This window comes from Thauera carbonicopians (assembly GCF_025699485.1).
Taxonomy (GTDB): Bacteria; Pseudomonadota; Gammaproteobacteria; order Burkholderiales; family Rhodocyclaceae; genus Thauera.
The window spans coordinates 50,067-67,980 of sequence record NZ_JANUXN010000006.1 but is presented as its reverse complement, the minus strand read 5'-3'; the positions used below and the strand labels follow the sequence as shown (position 1 = coordinate 67,980).

Sequence of the window (17,914 nt, the reverse complement as noted above, 5' to 3'; positions counted from 1 at the left end):
CTACCGCCGCGCCAACCTGGCGATGTTCGTCGGCGGCTTCGCCACCTTCGCGCTGGTGTACAGCACCCAGTCGCTGCTGCCCCTGCTCGCCGGCGAATTCGGCGTCAGTGCCGCCAGCGCCAGCCTGACGGTATCGACCACCACCGCCGGACTCGCGCTGATGCTGATTCCGGGCAGCGTGCTGGCCGACCGGCTCGGGCGGCAGCAGCTCATGAAATGGGCGCTGGCGATCGCCGCGATGCTCGCGCTGGCAAGCGCCTTCGCGCCCGATTTCCTCTCGCTGCTGGTGCTGCGCGCGCTGCTCGGCGCGGTGATCGCCGGGCTGCCGGCGGCGGCGATGGCCTACATCGGCGAGGAAGTCGCCGCCAGTGCCCAGGCGCGCGCAATGGGGCTGTACATCGCCGGCAATGCACTGGGCGGCATGAGCGGACGCTTCGTCTCGGCATTGCTGGCCGACCTCGGCTCCTGGCGCACGGCGCTCGCCGTGATCGGCGTCTTCGGCCTGCTGTCGGCGCTGGTGTTCTGGCGCCGGCTGCCGGATTCGCGCCACTTCCAGCCGCGCTCCGCCAGACCGGCGCGCATCCTGCGCGACATCCTCGCCATCTACCGCGACCCCGGCCTGCCATGGCTGTTCCTGGTCGCCTTCCTCGCCATGGGCGCCTTCGTCGGCCTGTACAACTTCCTCGGCTTCCGCCTGCTGGAGCCGCCCTACCTGCTCGGCCAGAGCGCGATCGGCGCGGTTTTCCTGCTCTACCTCGTCGGCACCGGGGCCTCGGCCCTGAGCGGGCGCCTGGCCGAGCGCCACGGCCGGCAGAAGGCGATGTGGCGCATGGTCGCGGTAATGGGCGCCGGACTGGCGCTGACGCTCGGCCAGCCGCTGTGGATGATCATTGCCGGCGTCGGCGTATTCACCTTCGGCTTCTTCGCCGCCCATGCGCTCGCCAGCGGCTGGGTGGGACGGCGCGCGGGCGAGCGGCGCGCGCTGGCCTCGGCGCTTTACCTGTCGAGCTACTACCTCGGCGCCAGCGTCATCGGCAGCCTCGCCGGCACCGCGTGGACGGCCGGACACTGGCCCGGCCTCGCCGCGCTGCTGGGGATCTGCGTGCTCGGGACCGGCGCGGTCGCGCTCCGGCTGCGCCGCCTGCCTACTTGAGGTTGCCGGACAGGAACTGGCGCAGGCGCTCGCTCTTCGGCTGGCCGAAAAGCTGTGCAGGCGGCCCGCTTTCTTCCGCCAGGCCCTGGTGCAGGAACATCACCTGGCTGGAGACCTCGCGCGCGAAGCCCATCTCGTGGGTCACCACCACCATGGTGCGTCCCTCTTCCGCCAGCCCGCGCATGACCTTCAGCACCTCGCCGACCAGCTCCGGGTCGAGCGCCGAGGTCGGCTCGTCGAACAGCAGCACCGCCGGCTCCATCGCCAGCGCCCGCGCGATCGCCACGCGCTGCTGCTGGCCGCCCGACAGGTGGGCCGGGTAGCTGTCCTTGAAGCGGCTGATGCCGACCTTGTCGAGATAGGCCATCGCGCGCTCGAGCGCCTGCTTCCTGGGCACGCCGAGCACATGCACCGGCGCTTCGACGACGTTCTCCAGCACGGTCATGTGCGCCCACAGGTTGAAGTGCTGGAACACCATCGCCAGCCGGGTGCGCAGACGCTGCAGCTGTTTCGCGTCCGCCACCTTCAGATGCCCGTCCCTGCCCGGCACCAGGCGGATCTCCTCGCCGGCCACGCTGATGCGCCCCGCATCGGGCTGCTCGAGGAAGTTGATGCAGCGCAGGAAGGTGCTCTTGCCCGAACCTGACGAGCCGATGATGGTGATCACGTCGCCGGCCTCGGCCGACAGCGACACGCCCTTCAGCACCTCGTGATCGCCGTAGCGCTTGTGCAGGTCTTCGACGGTAAGCTGGGTCATGAGAAACGGATCCTTGAAACGGGCTCAGGCGCCCTTGCCCAGCGGCTTGCGCGGCTGCAGGTGGGCGAGCCAGCGCCGCTCGGCGATGCGGAACAGGCCGACGAGGGCGAAGGTGACGGCGAGATAGATCAGGCCGGCGAAGATGAAGGCCTCGAAGGGCGCGAAGAACTGCGAATAGGCATTGCGCGCGGCGCCGGTCAGATCCACCAGGGTCACGGTGGAGGCGATCGCCGTACCGTGCAGCATGAAGATGATCTCGTTGCTGTAGGCCGGCAGCGCACGCCGCAGCGCTCCGGGCAGCTGGATGCGCCGCAGCATCGTGAACCGGCTCATGCCGCAGGCGCGCGCGGCCTCGATCTCGCCATGCGGCATCGCCCGCAGCGCGCCGGCGATGATCTCGGTGGTGTAGGCGCCGGTGTTGAGGGCGAAGGTGATCAACGCACAGCCGTAAGGGTCGCGGAACAGCAGCCAGAAGCGGCTGCCCGCATCCCACTGCGCCTGAACCCACTCGAACTGGCCGAGGCCGTAGTACATCAGCAGCAACTGCACCAGCATCGGCGTGCCGCGAAAGAAGTAGCTGTAGGCCCACACCGGCCCCGACAGCCAGCGATTGGAGGACACACGCAGCACGGCAAGCGGAATCGCCAGCAGCAGGCCGGCGATCAGCGACAGCACGGTCAGTTGCAGCGTCAGCCACAGGCCGGACGCATACGATGGCCAGCTCTCGGCGAACAGGCTCCACTCGATCATGTCTGCGCCCTCCGCACACCCACCGAGTAGCGCCGCTCGAGCCAGTTGAAGACCAGGCCCGACACCGCCGTCAGCACCAGATAAAACACGCACACCACCGCATAGAACAGGAAGGGCTCGCGCGTGCTGCGGCCGGCCTGGTCGGCCAGCCAGGTGATGTCCGACAGGCCGATGATCGACACCAGCGCGGTGCTCTTCTGCATCACCTGCCAGTTGTTGCCCAGGCCCGGCAGCGCATGGCGCAGCATCTGCGGGAACAGGATGCGGCTGAAGACCTGCCAGTTGCTCATGCCGTAGGCGCGCCCGGCCTCGAGCTGGCCGGCCGGCACCGCCATGAAGGCGCCGCGGAAGGTCTCGGTGAAATAGGCGCCGAAGATGAAGCCCAGCGTCAGCACACCGGCGACGAAGGGATTCACGTCGATGTAGTCCATCCCGAGCGCATCGGTCAGCAGATTGATGCCCACCTGCCCGCCGTAGAAGATCAGCAGCATCATCACCAGGTCGGGTATGCCGCGCACGATGGTGGTGTAGGCGGTCGCCGGCAGGCGCAGCAGGCGATTGGGCGACAGCCGCGACGAGGCCCCGAGCAGGCCGAGCACGAGCGCGAGCAGCAGCGAGAACACTGCCACGCGCAGCGTCACCCAGGCACCATCGAGAAGGGAAGGTAGATAACCGTGAAGCATCGGAAAGGCCGTGCGCTCAGCCCCGGCAGGGACGACCGCAGCGCTCAGAAACGGGTCGGCGACCACAGGGCCGCCGACGCAGGACACGAACGATCGCGCAGGCCTTGCCGCCCGCCCGCGCGCCGCAATCACTCACCGTAGATGTCGTAGTCGAAGTACTTCTTGCGGATCTCGTCGTACTTGCCGTTGGCACGGATCGCCGCCAGCGCCGCGTTGAGCTTGTGCTTGAGCTCGGCGTCCTGCTTGCGGATCGCGATGCCGACGCCCTCGCCGATCACGCCTTTTTCCTCGGCGGTACGGCCGTGGTAGAGACCACCGACGAAGGTGTAGTCGGCCCCCGCCGGCTGCTTCAGGAAGCCGCCGTCGGCCACCAGCGCGTCCGCCCAGGCCGCATCGATGCGGCCGGAGGAAAGGTCGAGATAAGCCTCTTCCTGGCGCGCGTAGCGCACCACGTTGACGCCCTGCCCGGCCCAGAAACGGGTGGCGAAGGTGTCGGCCACGGTGCCGCGCTGCACGCCGATGCGCTTGCCCTTCAGCACGTCCAGCTCGGGCAGCAGGCTGCTGCCCTTCTTCGCCACCAGCGCGAGCGGCGTGGCGTAGTACTTGTCGGTGAAGTCGACGCGCTTCTTGCGCTCCTCGGTGATCGACATCGAGGCCGAGATGGCGTCGAACTTGCGGCTCAGCAGGGCCGGGATCATGCCGTCCCACTCCTGCTTCACCCAGGTACACCTCGCCTTCATCTCCTCGCACAGCGCATTGGAGATATCCACATCCAGACCCTGCACCGCACCGCTGGTGTCCACGGTGTTGAACGGAGGATAAGCACCCTCGGTCGCAAAACGGATGCTGTCCCAGTCCTTGGCCATTGCGCCCTGCATGGACAAGGCCAGAGCAGCGAACAGCAGCGTGCGTCGGATCATCACGAGTCCCCGGAATCTGATAAATGTTGCAATTCTAACCGCAGCGCTGTCCGTCGCATGCGGATTTCGCCGGGCATCATGATGCTGCGATGCAAAAAGCGCCTTGATTCAACGCAGCTTTTCGGCCAGCGCCGCGGCCAGTACCTCTGCCGCCGGCGGATCGAAGCGGAAGAACAGCTCGGGTTCGATCATCTCGAGCTCCATCAGCCGGAAGCCGCCGCCATCGCGCACGAAATCCACCCGCGCATACAGCGGCAGGGACGGGCAGGCGGCGACCGCGGTTTCAGCAAAGGCGCGCTCGGCTGCGGAAGGCAGGTGCGCATGCACGGTGCCGCCATGATCGTCCTGCACGCGGAAATCCCCCGCCCGTGCGGTCTTGCGGATGGCATGGGTGCAGCGGCCACCGATCACGATCAGCGACAGCTCGCCGTCGGCGAGGATGGCCGGCTCGAAGCGCTGCACCAGCATCGCCTCCTGCGCCACACAGCGGGTGAAGACCGGTTCGTGCCCGGCCAGCGAAGCCCGATCCACACGGTAGGTCAGCCGCGCCGCGCCCGACACCGCCGGCTTGAAGACGATCTCGTCCCAGCCCTGCGCCGCCATGATCGACGCCAGCGTGGTCGCCTCGCCGCGCTCGACGAAGCACGTCGGCGCGATCGCCACGCCGCGCGCCGCCAGGTCGGCCAGATAGTGCTTGTCGACGTTCCAGCGGATCAGGCCGGCGTCGTTGAACAGGCGCGTCTGCGCCGACACCGCGTCCAGCCAGCGCGAGAACTCGGCGAAGCGGTCGAAATAATCCCAGGTCGTGCGGAACAGCAGGCTGCCGCATACGCGCCAGTCCATCGCCGGATCGGTCCAGGAACGCCGCGCCACGCTGAGGCCCTGCGCTTGCAGCGCTTCAGCCACCAGGCCGTCCTCGCGCGCAATCTGTGCCTGGTACCAATCGTCGGGGTCGGGGTGCACGTAACGATCCTCGGTCAGGATCACGACGTCGATCGGCTTGGCAGTCATCGGCGGCTGTGGCGTAATGAAAGGCCGCGATTCTAGCAGCAGCCCCATGTCCCGCTCCCCCATCCCGCTCTCGGTCCTCGACCTCGCCCCCGTGACGTCCGGCAGCACCACCGCCGACGCACTGCGCAACACGCGCGAACTCGCCCAGCTCGCCGACCGCAGCGGCTACAACCGCTACTGGCTCGCCGAGCACCACAACATGGCAGGCATCGCCAGCGCCGCCACCGCGGTGGTCATCGGCCACGTCGCCGCGCACACCCGGCGCATCCGGGTCGGTGCCGGCGGCATCATGCTGCCGAACCACGCCCCGCTGGTGATCGCCGAACAGTTCGGCACCCTGGAATCCCTGTTCCCGGGCCGGATCGACCTCGGCCTCGGCCGTGCGCCCGGCACCGACCAGACGACGGCACGCGCACTGCGCCGCAACCTGGGCAACAGCGACGAGACTTTCCCGCAGGACGTGCTGGAACTGCAGGGCTACTTCAAGCCGGCCCAGCCCGGCCAGAAAGTGCAGGCCGTACCCGGCGCCGGCCTGGAGGTACCGATCTGGCTGCTCGGCTCCAGCCTCTTCAGCGCCGAACTGGCCGCCCACCTCGGCCTGCCCTTCGCCTTCGCCTCGCACTTCGCGCCGCGCTTCCTGCTGCGCGCGGTGGACCTGTACCGCAGCCGCTTCCGGCCCTCGGCGGCACTCGAACGCCCCTATGTCATGGTCGGCGCCAACGCCATCGCCGCCGACAGCGACGACGAAGCCCGGCTGCTGTTCAGTTCGCTGCGCAACCGCTTCGCCGGCATCGCCCGCGGCGATCGCGGCCTGCTGCAGCCACCGGCGCTGGATGAGGAACAGGGCTGGACGCCGGCAGAACGGCAATACGTCGACGAGGCCACCACCTGCTCGGCCGTCGGCAATGCCGACACCGTGCGCCGCGGCCTGGAACGACTGATTGCCGAAACCGGCGCCGACGAGTTGATCGTCACCGCGCAGATCTTCGATCACGCCGCCCGCTGCCGCTCCTTCGAGATCCTCGCCGAGGCCTGGGAACCGGCCAGCGCCTGAACGGGCGCCGCGCGCTTGCACGCTCATGGGATACTCGGCGCTCGAACCCCGACCGAGGAATCCCATGCAGAAGAACGCCCCATCCCGCCTGATGCGCCCGCTGCTGCACTGCGCCGCCGCAGTGCTGATCGCCGCCGGCGCCGGCTTCGCCACCGCAGCCGCGCCGCAGCTCCAGACCCAGGTGCCCGGCTACTACCGGATGATGCTCGGCGACATCGAAGTCACCGCGCTGTACGACGGTGCCATCGAGATCGACACCGGGCTGCTGAAGAACCTGCGCGACGAAGACCGTGACCGCCTGCTCGCCCGCCACTTCCTGCAGGTGCCGAAAGTGCAGACCGCCGTCAACGCCTACCTGATCAACACCGGCGACAAGCTGGTGCTGGTCGATGCCGGTGCCGCCCACCTGTTCGGCCCCTCGCTCGGCCACGTCGCCAGCAATCTGCGCGCCGCCGGCTACGATCCCGCCCAGGTCGATGTCGTGCTGCTGACCCATCTGCACGGCGACCACATGAACGGCCTCATCGACGCCGACGGCAAGGCGGTGTTCGCCAACGCCGAGATCTGGTCGGCCCAGGCCGACAACGACTTCTGGCTCAACGACGAAGTCGCTGCCAAGGCAGCGCAGGAGGTCCAGCCCTTCTTCAAGATGGCCCGCGATGCCTCCTCACCCTACCGCGCCGCCGGCCAGTGGAAGACTTTCAGCACCGACCGGGACATCGTGCCCGACATCGCCAGCGTCGCCGCCTCCGGCCATACGCCGGGCCATAGCGGCTACCTGGTCGGCAGCGGCGAACGCAAGCTGCTGATCTGGGGCGACATCGTGCATAACCACGCGGTGCAGTTCGCCCAGCCCGAAGTCTCGATCGAATTCGACGTGGACAGCGAAGCGGCAGTGGCGACACGCAAGCAGATCTTCGCCCGCTCGGCGAAGGAAAAGCTGCTGGTCGGCGGCATGCACCTGCCCTTCCCCGGCATCGGCCATGTGCGCGCCGAGGGGGAGGCTTATGAGTGGGTGCCGCTGGAGTTCAACGCCACACCCCAATAAACGAGCAAGGAACTGGGCAGACGCAGCAGCCAACTCGCCTCCCTGAAAACAAACGGCCCTGCCATCGCTGGCAGGGCCGTTTCTATATGAGCGAGCAGACCGATGATTCAACGATCCGCCCTTCCCATCTTGCTTACACCTCGACGGTATCCGCCACCGCGCGGAATTCTTCGATCTGGTCGAAGTTCATGTAGCGGTAGATGTCGCCGGCCTTCTGATTGACGATCTCGACCTGCGCCGTGTACTCCTGCACGGTCGGGATCTTGCCCATCAGCGCGCACACCGCAGCCAGTTCGGCCGACCCCAGATAGACGCGGGTGTCGATACCGAGGCGGTTGGGGAAGTTGCGCGTCGAGGTCGACATCGCGGTGCTGCCCTTGCGGATCTGCGCCTGGTTGCCCATGCACAGCGAGCAGCCCGGCATCTCCATGCGGGCGCCGGACTTGCCGAGCACGCCGTAATAGCCTTCCTCGTTGAGGATCATCGCGTCCATCTTGGTCGGCGGCGCGATCCACAGGCGGGTCGGGATGTCGGTCTTGCCGTCCAGCACCTTGCCGGCGGCGCGGAAGTGGCCGATGTTGGTCATGCACGAACCGATGAAGACTTCGTCGATCTTGTCGCCGGCGACTTCGGACAGGAACTTGACGTCGTCCGGGTCGTTCGGGCAGGCGACGATCGGCTCCTTGATGTCGGCCAGGTCGATATCGATGACCGCGGCGTACTCGGCATCGGCATCGCCCGCCAGCAGTTCGCCGTTGGCGATCCAGTCTTCCATCGCCTTGATGCGGCGCTTCAGGGTGCGGGCATCTTCGTAGCCGTTGGCGATCATCCACTTCATCAGCGTGATGTTCGAGTTCATGTACTCGACGATCGGCGCCTTGTTCAGATGCACCGTGCAGCCGGCGGCCGAACGCTCGGCCGAGGCGTCGGTGAGCTCAAAAGCCTGTTCCACCTTCAGGTCGGGCAGACCTTCGATTTCGAGGATGCGGCCGGAGAAGATGTTCTTCTTGCCCTTCTTCTCGACCGTCAGCAGGCCCTGGCGGATCGCGTACAGCGGAATCGCATTGACCAAGTCGCGCAGCGTGACGCCCGGCTGCAGCGTGCCCTTGAAGCGCACCAGCACCGATTCGGGCATGTCCAGCGGCATCACGCCGGTGGCGGCCGCGAAAGCCACCAGGCCGGAGCCGGCCGGGAAGGAGATGCCGATCGGGAAGCGGGTGTGCGAGTCGCCGCCGGTACCGACGGTGTCGGGCAGCAGCAGGCGGTTGAGCCAGGAGTGGATCACGCCGTCGCCCGGACGCAGGCTGACGCCGCCGCGGGTGCTGATGAAGCTCGGCAGTTCGCGGTGCATCTTGACGTCGACCAGCTTCGGATAGGCGGCGGTGTGGCAGAAGGACTGCATCACCAGGTCGGCGGAGAAGCCGAGGCAGGCGAGATCCTTCAGTTCGTCGCGGGTCATCGGGCCGGTGGTGTCCTGCGAGCCGACGGTGGTCATCTTGGGTTCGCAGTAGGTGCCCGGGCGGATGCCCTGGCCTTCCGGCAGGCCGCAGGCGCGGCCGACCATCTTCTGCGCCAGCGAGAAGCCCTTGCCGCTGTCGGCGGGCGCCTGCGGCAGGCGGAACAGCGTCGACGGCGGCAGGCCCAGCGCTTCACGCGCCTTGGTGGTCAGGCCGCGGCCGATGATCAGCGGAATGCGGCCGCCGGCGCGCACTTCGTCGAGGATCACCAGGGTCTTGAGCTGCGATTCGGCGATCACGGCACCGTTCTTCAGCGCGGTGACCTTGCCGCTGGCCTGGTCGACCTTCAGCTCGATCTCGTCGCCCATGTCCATCTGGCCGGCGTCGATCTCGATCGGCAGCGCACCGGCGTCTTCCATGGTGTTGAAGAAGATCGGCGCGATCTTGGAGCCGAGGCAGACGCCGCCGAAGCGCTTGTTCGGCACAAAGGGGATGTCCTCGCCGGTGAACCACAGCACCGAGTTGGTGGCGGATTTGCGCGAGGAGCCGGTGCCGACCACGTCGCCGACGTAGGCGACCAGGTTGCCCTTGGCCTTCAGCTCTTCGAGGAACTTGACCGGGCCGCGCACGCCGGCTTCTTCCGGCTCGATGCCCGGGCGCGGGTTCTTCAGCATCGCCAGCGCGTGCAGCGGGATGTCGGGGCGCGACCAGGCGTCCGGTGCCGGCGACAGGTCGTCGGTGTTGGTTTCGCCGGTGACCTTGAACACCGTCAGCTTCTGCGAGGCGGGGACTTCCGGGCGGCTGGTGAACCACTCGGCGTCGGCCCAGGACTGCATCACGGCCTTGGCGTTGGCGTTGCCCTGCTCGGCCAGTTCCTTGACGTCGTGGAAGTAGTCGAACATCAGCAGGGTCTTCTTCAGGCCCTCGGCCGCGACCGCGCCGACTTCGGCGTCGCCCAGCAGGTCAATCATCGGCTTGATGTTGAAGCCGCCCAGCATGGTGCCGAGCAGTTCCGTGGCCTTGGCGCGCGACACCAGGCCACAGGCCTCTTCGCCCTTGGCGACCTTGGCCAGGAACTCGGCCTTGACCTTGGCGGCGTCATCCACGCCGGCCGGCACACGATAGGTCAGCAGCTCGACGAGGAAGTCTTCCTCGCCGGCGGGGGGATTCTTGAGCAGGGCGACCAGTTCGGTGACCTGCTGCTTGTTCAGCGGCAGCGGGGGGATACCGAGAGCGGCGCGTTCGGCGACATGGGCACGGTAGGCTTCAAGCACGGTGAGTTCCTCACTTTTCGTGGCGGTGATCGGGGCCCCGCGCGAGGATCACCCGCGCGGATCGGGACGGATTATATGTCTTTTATAAGACTGGCGGTGCACCGCAACAGAAAGACATCGTATCCGCATGAAAGGCGCCGCAATTCTACTCCCTGCCGGCACCTTGGAGCAGAATGGCGGCCTTGAATGAGGTATAGCATCCCGAGCCGATGAAAACGACGCCCTGCCCCTGTGAATCGGGCCAGCCTTTCGCACGCTGCTGCGGCCCGCTGCTCGCCGGCGAAAGCGCCGCCACCAGCGCCGAAGCCCTGATGCGTTCGCGCTACACCGCCTTCACCCGGCGCGATGCCGCCTATCTGCTGCGCACCTGGCACGGCAGCACCCGCCCGGTCACGCTCGACCTCGATGAAGATCCGCCCCCCAAATGGATCGGCCTGAAGATCCTGTCCCGCAGCCAGCCCGACGGCAACAACGCGCAGGTCGAGTTCCTCGCCCGCTACCGCGTCGGTGGCCGCGCCCGGCGCCTGCACGAAAACAGCCGCTTCGTCCGCGAAGACGGCCTCTGGTACTACGTCGATGGCGACATCGACGGCGGCACTGCCGAAGGAGAAGCACGGCAATGAACCTCGAGAAAGTCATCTTCGGCTTCTTCATCCTGCTCGCCGCGACGCTCAACTTCGGCTTCTTCGTCGGCGAAGTCGACAACCCCGCGCATCACGACGTCTATGAACTCTTCGCCGCGCTGGTGGTGAGCCTGATCGCGACGGTGCTCAAGTTCGGCGACCGCACCCAGATCGGCGCCGTGCATCTCGCCACCAGCCTGGTGGCCGACCTGCAGTTGATCGCCGCGGCGATGGTGTGGGGCTATGCCGTGCATGTGTCCGGCGCCGGCCTCACCGCGGCAGCCACCGCCAACGTGGTGTCGCTGTCGGGCGGCGCGCTGCTCGCCAACCTCGTTTCGGTGGTGATCCTGATCGCCGAAACGATCATGCAGCGGCGCTGATCCGGTGCGATGAAAGACGTGCAGCCGCTGGCGCGGCACCACGGCATCTTCTTCCTGATCCTGCGGCGGCTGCGTGCGCCGCTGATCCTGCTGATCGTCATCATGGCGGTGTCGGTGCTCGGCCTCACGCTGATGCCTGGCGTCGGCGAAGACGGCCAGGCCACCTACCTGAGCTTCTTCCACGCGCTGTACTTCATGAGCTACACCGCGACCACCATCGGTTTCGGCGAAGTCCCGCACAGCTTCTCCGAGCAGCAGCGGCTGTGGGTGATGGCCTGCATCTACATGTCGGTGATCGGCTGGGCCTACACGCTCGGCACGCTGTTCGCGGTGCTGTCGGACCGCAGCCTGCAGCAGGCGATCGCCGCCCAGCGCTTCGTGCGCGCAGTGCGCCGCCTGCGCGAGCCCTTCTACATCGTCTGCGGCTACGGCGAGACCGGCCGCCTGATCTGCAAGGCGCTCGACCGCATGAGGCTGCGCGCGGTCGTGGTCGAAATCGACGAGACCCGGGTCGGCGAAATCGGCCTGCGCAGCTTTTCGGCCGACGTGCCTGCGCTCTGCGCCGACGCCTCCAACCCCGAAGTGCTGCGCGACGCGGGTCTCACCCATCCGCACTGCGCCGGCGTCATCGCGCTGACCAACGACGACGCCTCCAACCTCGCCATCGCCATCGCGAGCCGGCTGATGGCGCCGAAACTGCCCGCGCTGTGCCGCGCAGAACACCGCTCGACCTCGGCCAACATGGCCTCCTTCGGCACGCGGCACATCATCAACCCCTTCGAGCGCTTTTCCGAAACACTGTCCACCGCACTGCACGCGCCGGCCACCTCGCAACTGCTGGCCTGGCTGACCGGCCTGCCCGGCACCACCGTCGACCGCCATCGCAGCCCACCGCGCGGCGCCTGGATCGTCTGCGGGCACGGCCGCTTCGGCCACTGGATGGTCGATGCGATGGACGCCGAATCGCTGCCGGTCACGGTCATCGACCGCAGCGAACCGCCGGATGGCGCGCATCGCTGGATACAGGGCGACGGCACCGGCGCCGAAACCCTGCTCGAAGCCGGCGTGCAGCAGGCCACCGGCATCGTCGTCGCCACCAGTTCGGATATCGACAACCTGGCGATCGCGGTCAACGCGCGGCAACTGAACCCCGAACTGTTCGTGATCCTGCGCCAGAACCTCCAGGAGAACCAGGTGCTGTTCGACACCTTCGAATCGGACATCACCGTGGTGCCGAGCGAGATCATCGCCCACGAATGCCTCGCCATTCTCGCCACGCCGCTGCTCGAACCTTTCCTGCGCGACATCCAGGGCCACGGCGACGGCTGGTGTGCCGAACAGCTAGAACGCCTGACCGGGCGCTTCGGCTGGAAAGTGCCGGAAGTCTGGAGCGAACGCGTCAACCTGAGCCGTGCCCCTGCCCTGCAGCAGCGCCTGATGCGCGGCGAAACCATCACACTCGATCAGGTGCTGCGCTCTGCGACCGAACCCGGCGCCCGGCTGGACTGCGAAGTGCTCTATCTCGAACGCGACGACGACGACCATCTGCTGATGCCGCCACCCGACACCGCGCTCAGGCCTGGAGACGAGCTGCTGCTGGCCGGCAGGCGCCGCGCCCGCGATGCCTTTGCGCTCAACATCGCCTACGAGCACACGCTCGCCTGGCTGCTGAGCGGCGAAGACCTGCCGGGCGGCTGGATCTGGCGCAAGCTGTCACGGCGGGGCGCGAAGCGGACCAAACCGCAGCTCCCCTGAAGCCTGCACCGGCGCCATTCAGACGCCGTTCAGCTGACGTCCTCGCCGGCGACCAGGACGATTTCCTCGCCGCCGAACTGCACCCGCTGGCCGGGACGCAGCTTGGCCCGCTTGCGGCTCTCCACCTTGCCGTCGACCTTCACTTCACCGGCCTCGACCACCGCATGGGCAACGCCGCCCGAGCCCACCAGCGCGGTGGCTTTCAGCAATTGATCGAGCTGGATGTGCTCGCCGCGCACGGCAAAGGAAATGCTCATGAAAAATTCCACTAAGGCCGAACAGCGCCGGCCCGCCCGGGCCTGCGTCCGCTCATGTCAGAATGCGGCATTGTCGCCTGTACCGCCGTCCCATGACCAGTTTTCACGCCACCGCACCGCTCGACTGCCGCAGCGACGCCTTGCTCGACCTGTCCGGGCAGACCATCCGCAACGCGCTCGCGACCGGCGCGCTGCAGCCGATCAGGACCGAAAGCACGCTGATCAGCGAAGGCGAATTGAGCTTCTCGGTCCGCTGGGTGTCCTCGCTCGCGCTCAAGGACCAGGCCCGCGTCGCCAGCATCAGCGCGCGCCGCGCCGACTTCAACCCCTTCCTGCCGCCCGAGCCGGCGCTGACCGTCACCCATCTCGGTGACGGACACATCGTCGTGCTGAACAAGTTTCCGGTCATCGACCATCACCTGCTGATCGTGACCCGTGCCTTCGAGGCCCAGACGGCGCCGCTGAGCACAGCCGATTTCCGCGCCCTGGCGACGATTCTCGGCCCGCAGGGCGGGCTCGGCTTCTACAACGGCGGCCGCATCGCCGGCGCCAGCCAGGCGCACAAGCATCTGCAATGGGTGCCGGACTCAGCCCTGCGCGCCGACGACGGCTTTGCCGCCTTCAGCCGACCGCTGCGCATCGACGCACCCGGCATCGCCCAGCGCAACGCCGCCCTGCCCTGGCAGCACGCCTTCGTTTGTCTAGCCGGCATCGACTGGTGCGATCCGGCGGCGGCCGGCCGGACCTTGCAGGACGCCTTCGCCACCGCCTGCCAGGCCGTCTCCCTGCCGCCGGTGGCCGACCCGATGCCGCCCTACAACCTGCTCGTGAGCCGCGACTGGCTGCTGGTGGTGCCGCGCCGGCTGGAGAAGTGGCAGGACATCTCCATCAACTCGCTCGGCTATGCCGGCTCGCTGTTCGTCCGCTCGCCCGCGCAGATCGAGCGCTTGCGCGCCGAAGGTCCGCTCGCGGTGCTGGCCGCGGTGGGCTTTCCGCGCTGATCAGGCCGCGTTCGGCAAGGGCGTGTGGGGCGAAGGCGCGTTGGGCATCGGTGCATGCGGCAGCGGTGGCAAACCGATCGTTGCGCGCAGCTCGTCGCACTTCGGGTTCGGCCGGCCGTCGTCGAAATACACCGGGAATTCGCGGCAAGGCGTGGGCCGGTTCTCGTAGATCGTACAGGCGACCTGCTCGCCCACCGTGCCCGACAGGGCCGAGCAGCGCCGCGGCACCTGGTTGCTGCCCTTCATGCAGCGCATGCTGTGGTTCAGCCTTTCGGTCATCCCCGCCGGCACGAAGCCGCCCGGCGCATCATCGGCTTCCGCCCAATAGAACGAAATGCGGAAATGGGTACAGCAGATGCCACAGGTGATGCAGGGGTTCGGCTCTTCCATGTTCGGGCTTTCGGCGGTGGAGATGCGGTCATGGGGCTGCCGGTTTCCCGGCAGGCGCGCATTCTAACGCTGCGGAAAGCGCCCGGAAATCACCCGAAACTTCTTTTTTATCAGTTATTTGCCGAAAATATTTGCAGAAATTTAATCAGCCCAGCGGCAGCAGCCCATGGCGCGCACGGGCACGATCGCAGGCATCCTCGCCGATGCCCAGCGCCGCATAGGGCGCGAAGTCCCGGCACGGTGAAGGCCGGCTGGCATACAGCGTACAGCGCACCGCCGTGCCGATCTCGCCGGCCAGCGCCACGCAGCGCGGCGGCGCGGCATCGGTGCCGCGCATGCGCACCAGCGTGGTCGTGACCGGCACCGTCAGGCCGTCGGGAACGCCACCCGGCGTGGCGCTTTCGAGTTCGGAATGATGGAAATCGACGCGGAAGGCGGCACAGCACGCGCCGCAACGCGTGCAGTGGTCGTCAGGCTGCCCCGCCATCGTCGAGCGCGCCGCAGCACTTCTTGAACTTCTTGCCGCTGCCGCAGGGGCAAGGGTCGTTGCGGCCGGGGCCGGTGGCGGCAGGCTCGCGCGGCGCATCCGCTTCGAGCAGTGCCGGCGCCGGAATGCCGGCATCCCGCCAATGCGCATAGATGTCGTTGACCGCCTCGCCCATCGCCCCCAGCCATTCCAGGCGCGTTTCCTCGCCGGCTTCGGCAGCGGAATCCTCCGCCCACGGCGCCAGCACTTCGTCCAGCGTGTCCCGCACGGCGGTGACGGTCTCTTCGTCCAGGCCTTCTTCCCAGCCCTGCGGCCACAGATCCAGGCCTTGGGCGAAGCCTTCCAGCCATTCCTCGCCGACTTTCAGCGTGTCGCCTTCGGCGATGGCGAAGCAGAAAGGCTCCCAGCAGATCTCGTCATCGTCGTCGAGGCCGAGCGTGCTCACCATCTCGTTGTAATAGGCCTTCACCAGGCGGATCGCCCGCTGCAGCCCGCGGCCGCCGCTGAAGCTCGCCTCCTCGCCATGTGCGGACCAGACATCCGGCAGCCAGCGCTCCACCGGAATCGGCCGCGGCGAGATCAGCACGCCGGCGAGGAAGCCGTCGAGCATCTCGAGGTCCATGCAGTCCTCGGGGACGATGTCGGAGGTCAGCACTTCTTCGAGTGCCTCGAAATCCTCGTCGCTCATCAGATAGGGGTTGTGGGGCTCGGTCATGGCAATTCTCCGGAAATGGCTGCAAGGGTGGCCGAAGCCGCGCCGGACGGCAAGCGAATCAGCAGGGCTCGCCGCGCAGATCGACTTCGAGCCGGTACAGCGTCTGGCCGGAATCGCGGTACTTGCGCTCGAAAGGGCTGATCGGCACTTCGGCGGGGAAGCTTTCCCACCGTATTTCCCGCCCGAGCGCGATCGACAGCGCCGCCGCCATCTCCTGAATATAGACATCCCAGTTGCTGCGGCATTCCAGCACGCCGCCGAGACGCGGGATGAAGGGAAACACCGGGTGCGCATGCCAGCGCCGGGCCAGATGCCCGATCTTGGGCCAGGGATTCGGATACAGGATGTAATGCCGCGCCAGCCGCAGACCCGCCTCGTCGAGCAAGCGCCAGTAATCGACCAGGTCGGCGCGGACGAACACCAGGTTGCGCGGCATCAGCGCATCCGGATAAGGCTTCCTGCGCTCAAGCCGGTCCTGCGACTGGTCGACGCCGATCACCCAGTGTCCGGGATGGGCGCGCGCAATCTGGATGCTGCTGTGGCCGACGCCGCAGCCCGCATCCAGGATCAGCGGCGCCTTGCCGTCCCAGCCGCCGAGGCTGAGCTCGAAGGCCTCGCGGTTGTAAGGCGTGATCGGCTTGCGGAAAGGCTCGGCGAGATGCTTGCGCACCAGCGCGTCGAGGCGCTCGTGGATGCCGTGCTGGGCGCTTTGCGGGATGCGGGAGTTGGCGTAGCTCATGCGATGCTGGATGGATTGATGGCCGGCGCCGGCACGCCGTGGCGCAGCAGCACGCCGTCGACTTCGGCCAGCGTGCGCAGGCTGCGGATGGCGGCGAACAGCTGCTGCGCCTGCGGATAGTTGCGCGCCAGCAGGTGAAGCCACTGCTTGATGCGCCCGGGTGCGTGCTTCGCCTCGACCTTGTGCCTGACGCGCTCGCGGAAGGCGCCGAGCAGCGGCAGCAGCGCCGCCCATTCCTGCGCCCGCTCCTCGGCATCGGGCTGTTCCAGCCTGCCGGCACGGATGCGCGCGGCCAGGAAAGGATCCGCCACCGCGCCGCGGCCCAGCATCACGTCGTCGACGCCGGACACCGCCCGGCAGCGCCGCCAGTCGGCCGCGCTCCAGACTTCGCCATTGGCCACCACCGGCACCGCCACGGCATCGTCGATGCGGGCGACCCACTCCCAGTGCGCCGGCGGGCGATAGCCGTCGGCCTTGGTGCGCGCATGCACGACCAGCGTGCCGGCGCCGCCTTCGCTCAGTGCCTGCGCGCATTCGATCGCCCGCCCCGCGTCGTCGATGCCCAGCCGCATCTTGGCGCTGAGCGGAATCGATGCCGGCACGGCGGCGCGCACGGCGACGGCGATACGGTTCAGCAGCTCGGGCTCGTTCAGCAGCGCCGCACCGCCGCGATGGCGATTCACCGTCGGCGCCGGGCAGCCGAAGTTGAGATCCACGCCCGCCGGTGCCAGGCCGGCCAGCCGCGCGGCGTTGTCGTGCATGCAGGCCGGGTCGGAGCCGAGCAACTGCACATGCACCGGCGTTCCGCCCGCGGTATGGCTGCCCTGCCGCAGCTCCGGCGCAATGCGGCGGAAGAAGCGCTCGGGCAGCAGCGTGCCGGAAACGCGCGCGAACTCGGTCACCACGTGGTCGTAGCCGCCCGACGCGGTCAGCGCGGCACGCAGCACGTCATCGAGCAGGCCTTCCATCGGAGCAAGCAGCAGGCGCAAACCGGTACTTCCCGAAACAAGTTCATCGGCGGCGCGGCAAGCCGCGCGGGGAGCGGAATTCTAATCCAGACGCGGCCGCAAGCCGATTTCCACTTGCCAGCCATTGCCCAGTCGCGGATAATTCCGCCTCTTTACCACTCAGGGCGGTCACAACCGCCGCCCGCGCGCATCAGGAAGACACCATGAAAGCGGACATCCATCCGAAATACGACGACGTGAACGTGACCTGCTCCTGCGGCAACACCTTCACCACCCGCTCCACCGTCGGCAAGCCCCAGTACCACGTCGAAGTCTGCTCCGCCTGCCACCCGTTCTACACCGGCAAACAGAAGATCGTCGACACTGCCGGCCGCGTCGAGCGCTTCCGCCAGAAGTACGGCAGCGTCCAGCGCGCCAGCTGATCGCGGCTGCACAGCCGGATTCGTGCCCCCCGCTCAGTCGGACTCGCGGCACTTCGCAAAAAAGGCAGCC

The 17,914-nt window shown here is 67.6% G+C and carries 20 protein-coding genes; 8 read left to right on the top strand and 12 right to left on the bottom strand.

The annotated features are described in order from the left end of the window. Positions 1 to 22 precede the first annotated feature (22 nt). The gene (locus NX068_RS10310) at positions 23 to 1,153 is read left to right on the top strand and encodes an MFS transporter (protein WP_263461294.1); all 1,131 of its coding nucleotides are present in this window, start codon (positions 23 to 25) and stop codon (positions 1,151 to 1,153) included. On the opposite strand, the gene NX068_RS10305 is transcribed toward NX068_RS10310, so the two are convergent. From NX068_RS10305 to NX068_RS10285, 5 genes are all read right to left on the bottom strand, one after another. Further along, positions 1,146 to 1,910, bottom strand: coding sequence for an ABC transporter ATP-binding protein (locus NX068_RS10305; protein WP_263461187.1), 765 nt, complete (start codon positions 1,908 to 1,910; stop codon positions 1,146 to 1,148). The genes NX068_RS10310 and NX068_RS10305 overlap by 8 nt on opposite strands. Before the next feature lie 24 nt (positions 1,911 to 1,934). Beyond that, the gene (locus NX068_RS10300) at positions 1,935 to 2,660 is read right to left on the bottom strand and encodes an ABC transporter permease (RefSeq protein ID WP_263461186.1); all 726 of its coding nucleotides are present in this window, start codon (positions 2,658 to 2,660) and stop codon (positions 1,935 to 1,937) included. Next, positions 2,657 to 3,343 (bottom strand): ABC transporter permease, encoded by a 687-nt coding sequence (locus NX068_RS10295; protein WP_263461185.1) that lies wholly within the window; start codon positions 3,341 to 3,343, stop codon positions 2,657 to 2,659. Before NX068_RS10295 ends, NX068_RS10300 begins: the two co-directional genes overlap by 4 nt. 128 nt (positions 3,344 to 3,471) lie before the next feature. Continuing rightward, the gene (locus NX068_RS10290; protein WP_263461184.1) at positions 3,472 to 4,263 is read right to left on the bottom strand and encodes an ABC transporter substrate-binding protein; all 792 of its coding nucleotides are present in this window, start codon (positions 4,261 to 4,263) and stop codon (positions 3,472 to 3,474) included. Between the two features lie 108 nt (positions 4,264 to 4,371). Continuing rightward, the gene (locus NX068_RS10285) at positions 4,372 to 5,274 is read right to left on the bottom strand and encodes an ATP-grasp domain-containing protein (protein ID WP_263461183.1); all 903 of its coding nucleotides are present in this window, start codon (positions 5,272 to 5,274) and stop codon (positions 4,372 to 4,374) included. A 46-nt stretch (positions 5,275 to 5,320) separates the two neighbouring features. On the opposite strand from NX068_RS10285, the gene NX068_RS10280 reads away from it, so the two are divergent. Beyond that, positions 5,321 to 6,328: an LLM class flavin-dependent oxidoreductase gene (locus NX068_RS10280; RefSeq protein WP_263461182.1), complete on the top strand. Its 1,008-nt coding sequence runs from the start codon at positions 5,321 to 5,323 to the stop codon at positions 6,326 to 6,328. Positions 6,329 to 6,392: 64 nt separating this feature from the next. Next, entirely contained in the window at positions 6,393 to 7,376 is a 984-nt protein-coding gene (locus tag NX068_RS10275; RefSeq protein WP_263461181.1) for an MBL fold metallo-hydrolase, read from the top strand. A gap of 133 nt (positions 7,377 to 7,509) precedes the next feature. Here NX068_RS10275 and acnB read toward each other — a convergent pair whose 3' ends face one another. Beyond that, positions 7,510 to 10,107: a bifunctional aconitate hydratase 2/2-methylisocitrate dehydratase gene (gene acnB / locus NX068_RS10270; RefSeq protein ID WP_263461180.1), complete on the bottom strand. Its 2,598-nt coding sequence runs from the start codon at positions 10,105 to 10,107 to the stop codon at positions 7,510 to 7,512. A 209-nt stretch (positions 10,108 to 10,316) separates the two neighbouring features. Here acnB and NX068_RS10265 point away from each other — a divergent pair, with 209 nt between their 5' ends. From NX068_RS10265 to NX068_RS10255, 3 genes are read left to right on the top strand one after another with little or no spacing between them, the layout of a single operon-like run. After that, positions 10,317 to 10,730, top strand: coding sequence for a YchJ family protein (locus NX068_RS10265; protein ID WP_263461179.1), 414 nt, complete (start codon positions 10,317 to 10,319; stop codon positions 10,728 to 10,730). After that, positions 10,727 to 11,110 (top strand): DUF6394 family protein, encoded by a 384-nt coding sequence (locus NX068_RS10260; protein ID WP_263461178.1) that lies wholly within the window; start codon positions 10,727 to 10,729, stop codon positions 11,108 to 11,110. The genes NX068_RS10265 and NX068_RS10260 overlap by 4 nt, the downstream gene beginning before the upstream one ends. A gap of 9 nt (positions 11,111 to 11,119) precedes the next feature. Next, the gene (locus NX068_RS10255; RefSeq protein WP_263461177.1) at positions 11,120 to 12,865 is read left to right on the top strand and encodes a potassium channel family protein; all 1,746 of its coding nucleotides are present in this window, start codon (positions 11,120 to 11,122) and stop codon (positions 12,863 to 12,865) included. A 29-nt stretch (positions 12,866 to 12,894) separates the two neighbouring features. Here NX068_RS10255 and NX068_RS10250 read toward each other — a convergent pair whose 3' ends face one another. Beyond that, entirely contained in the window at positions 12,895 to 13,122 is a 228-nt protein-coding gene (locus NX068_RS10250) for an RNA-binding S4 domain-containing protein (RefSeq protein ID WP_263461176.1), read from the bottom strand. 92 nt (positions 13,123 to 13,214) lie between these two features. On the opposite strand from NX068_RS10250, the gene NX068_RS10245 reads away from it, so the two are divergent. After that, positions 13,215 to 14,123 carry an ATP adenylyltransferase family protein gene (locus tag NX068_RS10245; protein ID WP_263461175.1) on the top strand — a complete coding sequence of 303 codons (909 nt, stop codon included), beginning with the start codon at positions 13,215 to 13,217 and terminating at the stop codon, positions 14,121 to 14,123. Here NX068_RS10245 and NX068_RS10240 read toward each other — a convergent pair whose 3' ends face one another. From NX068_RS10240 to NX068_RS10220, 5 genes are all read right to left on the bottom strand, one after another. Further along, positions 14,124 to 14,513 (bottom strand): YkgJ family cysteine cluster protein, encoded by a 390-nt coding sequence (locus NX068_RS10240; protein WP_263461174.1) that lies wholly within the window; start codon positions 14,511 to 14,513, stop codon positions 14,124 to 14,126. 145 nt (positions 14,514 to 14,658) lie between these two features. Continuing rightward, entirely contained in the window at positions 14,659 to 15,000 is a 342-nt protein-coding gene (locus NX068_RS10235; RefSeq protein WP_263461173.1) for a YkgJ family cysteine cluster protein, read from the bottom strand. After that, complete coding sequence (locus NX068_RS10230; protein ID WP_263461172.1) at positions 14,984 to 15,715, bottom strand: UPF0149 family protein; 732 nt, start codon at positions 15,713 to 15,715, stop codon at positions 14,984 to 14,986. The genes NX068_RS10235 and NX068_RS10230 overlap by 17 nt, the downstream gene beginning before the upstream one ends. Positions 15,716 to 15,773: 58 nt before the next feature. Then, the gene (gene trmB / locus NX068_RS10225; RefSeq protein ID WP_263461171.1) at positions 15,774 to 16,454 is read right to left on the bottom strand and encodes a tRNA (guanine(46)-N(7))-methyltransferase TrmB; all 681 of its coding nucleotides are present in this window, start codon (positions 16,452 to 16,454) and stop codon (positions 15,774 to 15,776) included. Beyond that, positions 16,451 to 17,443: a tRNA dihydrouridine synthase gene (locus NX068_RS10220; protein ID WP_263461170.1), complete on the bottom strand. Its 993-nt coding sequence runs from the start codon at positions 17,441 to 17,443 to the stop codon at positions 16,451 to 16,453. The genes trmB and NX068_RS10220 overlap by 4 nt, the downstream gene beginning before the upstream one ends. A 182-nt stretch (positions 17,444 to 17,625) precedes the next feature. Between NX068_RS10220 and rpmE the strand changes: the two genes are divergently transcribed. After that, on the top strand, positions 17,626 to 17,844 hold the full coding sequence (gene rpmE, locus NX068_RS10215; RefSeq protein WP_263461169.1) for a 50S ribosomal protein L31: 219 nt from the start codon (positions 17,626 to 17,628) through the stop codon (positions 17,842 to 17,844). The last annotated feature ends 70 nt before the right edge of the window (positions 17,845 to 17,914 follow it).

Bases quoted from the DNA above. Each gene is read 5' to 3' on its own strand.
- NX068_RS10310 (WP_263461294.1), top strand. From the start codon at position 23: ATGTTCGTCGGCGGCTTCGCCACCTTCGCGCTGGTGTACAGCACCCAG.
- NX068_RS10305 (WP_263461187.1), bottom strand. From the start codon at position 1,910: ATGACCCAGCTTACCGTCGAAGACCTGCACAAGCGCTACGGCGATCAC.
- NX068_RS10300 (WP_263461186.1), bottom strand. From the start codon at position 2,660: ATGATCGAGTGGAGCCTGTTCGCCGAGAGCTGGCCATCGTATGCGTCC.
- NX068_RS10295 (WP_263461185.1), bottom strand. From the start codon at position 3,343: ATGCTTCACGGTTATCTACCTTCCCTTCTCGATGGTGCCTGGGTGACG.
- NX068_RS10290 (WP_263461184.1), bottom strand. From the start codon at position 4,263: ATGATCCGACGCACGCTGCTGTTCGCTGCTCTGGCCTTGTCCATGCAG.
- NX068_RS10285 (WP_263461183.1), bottom strand. From the start codon at position 5,274: ATGACTGCCAAGCCGATCGACGTCGTGATCCTGACCGAGGATCGTTAC.
- NX068_RS10280 (WP_263461182.1), top strand. From the start codon at position 5,321: ATGTCCCGCTCCCCCATCCCGCTCTCGGTCCTCGACCTCGCCCCCGTG.
- NX068_RS10275 (WP_263461181.1), top strand. From the start codon at position 6,393: ATGCAGAAGAACGCCCCATCCCGCCTGATGCGCCCGCTGCTGCACTGC.
- NX068_RS10265 (WP_263461179.1), top strand. From the start codon at position 10,317: ATGAAAACGACGCCCTGCCCCTGTGAATCGGGCCAGCCTTTCGCACGC.
- NX068_RS10260 (WP_263461178.1), top strand. From the start codon at position 10,727: ATGAACCTCGAGAAAGTCATCTTCGGCTTCTTCATCCTGCTCGCCGCG.
- NX068_RS10255 (WP_263461177.1), top strand. From the start codon at position 11,120: ATGAAAGACGTGCAGCCGCTGGCGCGGCACCACGGCATCTTCTTCCTG.
- NX068_RS10250 (WP_263461176.1), bottom strand. From the start codon at position 13,122: ATGAGCATTTCCTTTGCCGTGCGCGGCGAGCACATCCAGCTCGATCAA.
- NX068_RS10245 (WP_263461175.1), top strand. From the start codon at position 13,215: ATGACCAGTTTTCACGCCACCGCACCGCTCGACTGCCGCAGCGACGCC.
- NX068_RS10240 (WP_263461174.1), bottom strand. From the start codon at position 14,513: ATGGAAGAGCCGAACCCCTGCATCACCTGTGGCATCTGCTGTACCCAT.
- NX068_RS10235 (WP_263461173.1), bottom strand. From the start codon at position 15,000: ATGGCGGGGCAGCCTGACGACCACTGCACGCGTTGCGGCGCGTGCTGT.
- NX068_RS10230 (WP_263461172.1), bottom strand. From the start codon at position 15,715: ATGACCGAGCCCCACAACCCCTATCTGATGAGCGACGAGGATTTCGAG.
- trmB (WP_263461171.1), bottom strand. From the start codon at position 16,454: ATGAGCTACGCCAACTCCCGCATCCCGCAAAGCGCCCAGCACGGCATC.
- rpmE (WP_263461169.1), top strand. From the start codon at position 17,626: ATGAAAGCGGACATCCATCCGAAATACGACGACGTGAACGTGACCTGC.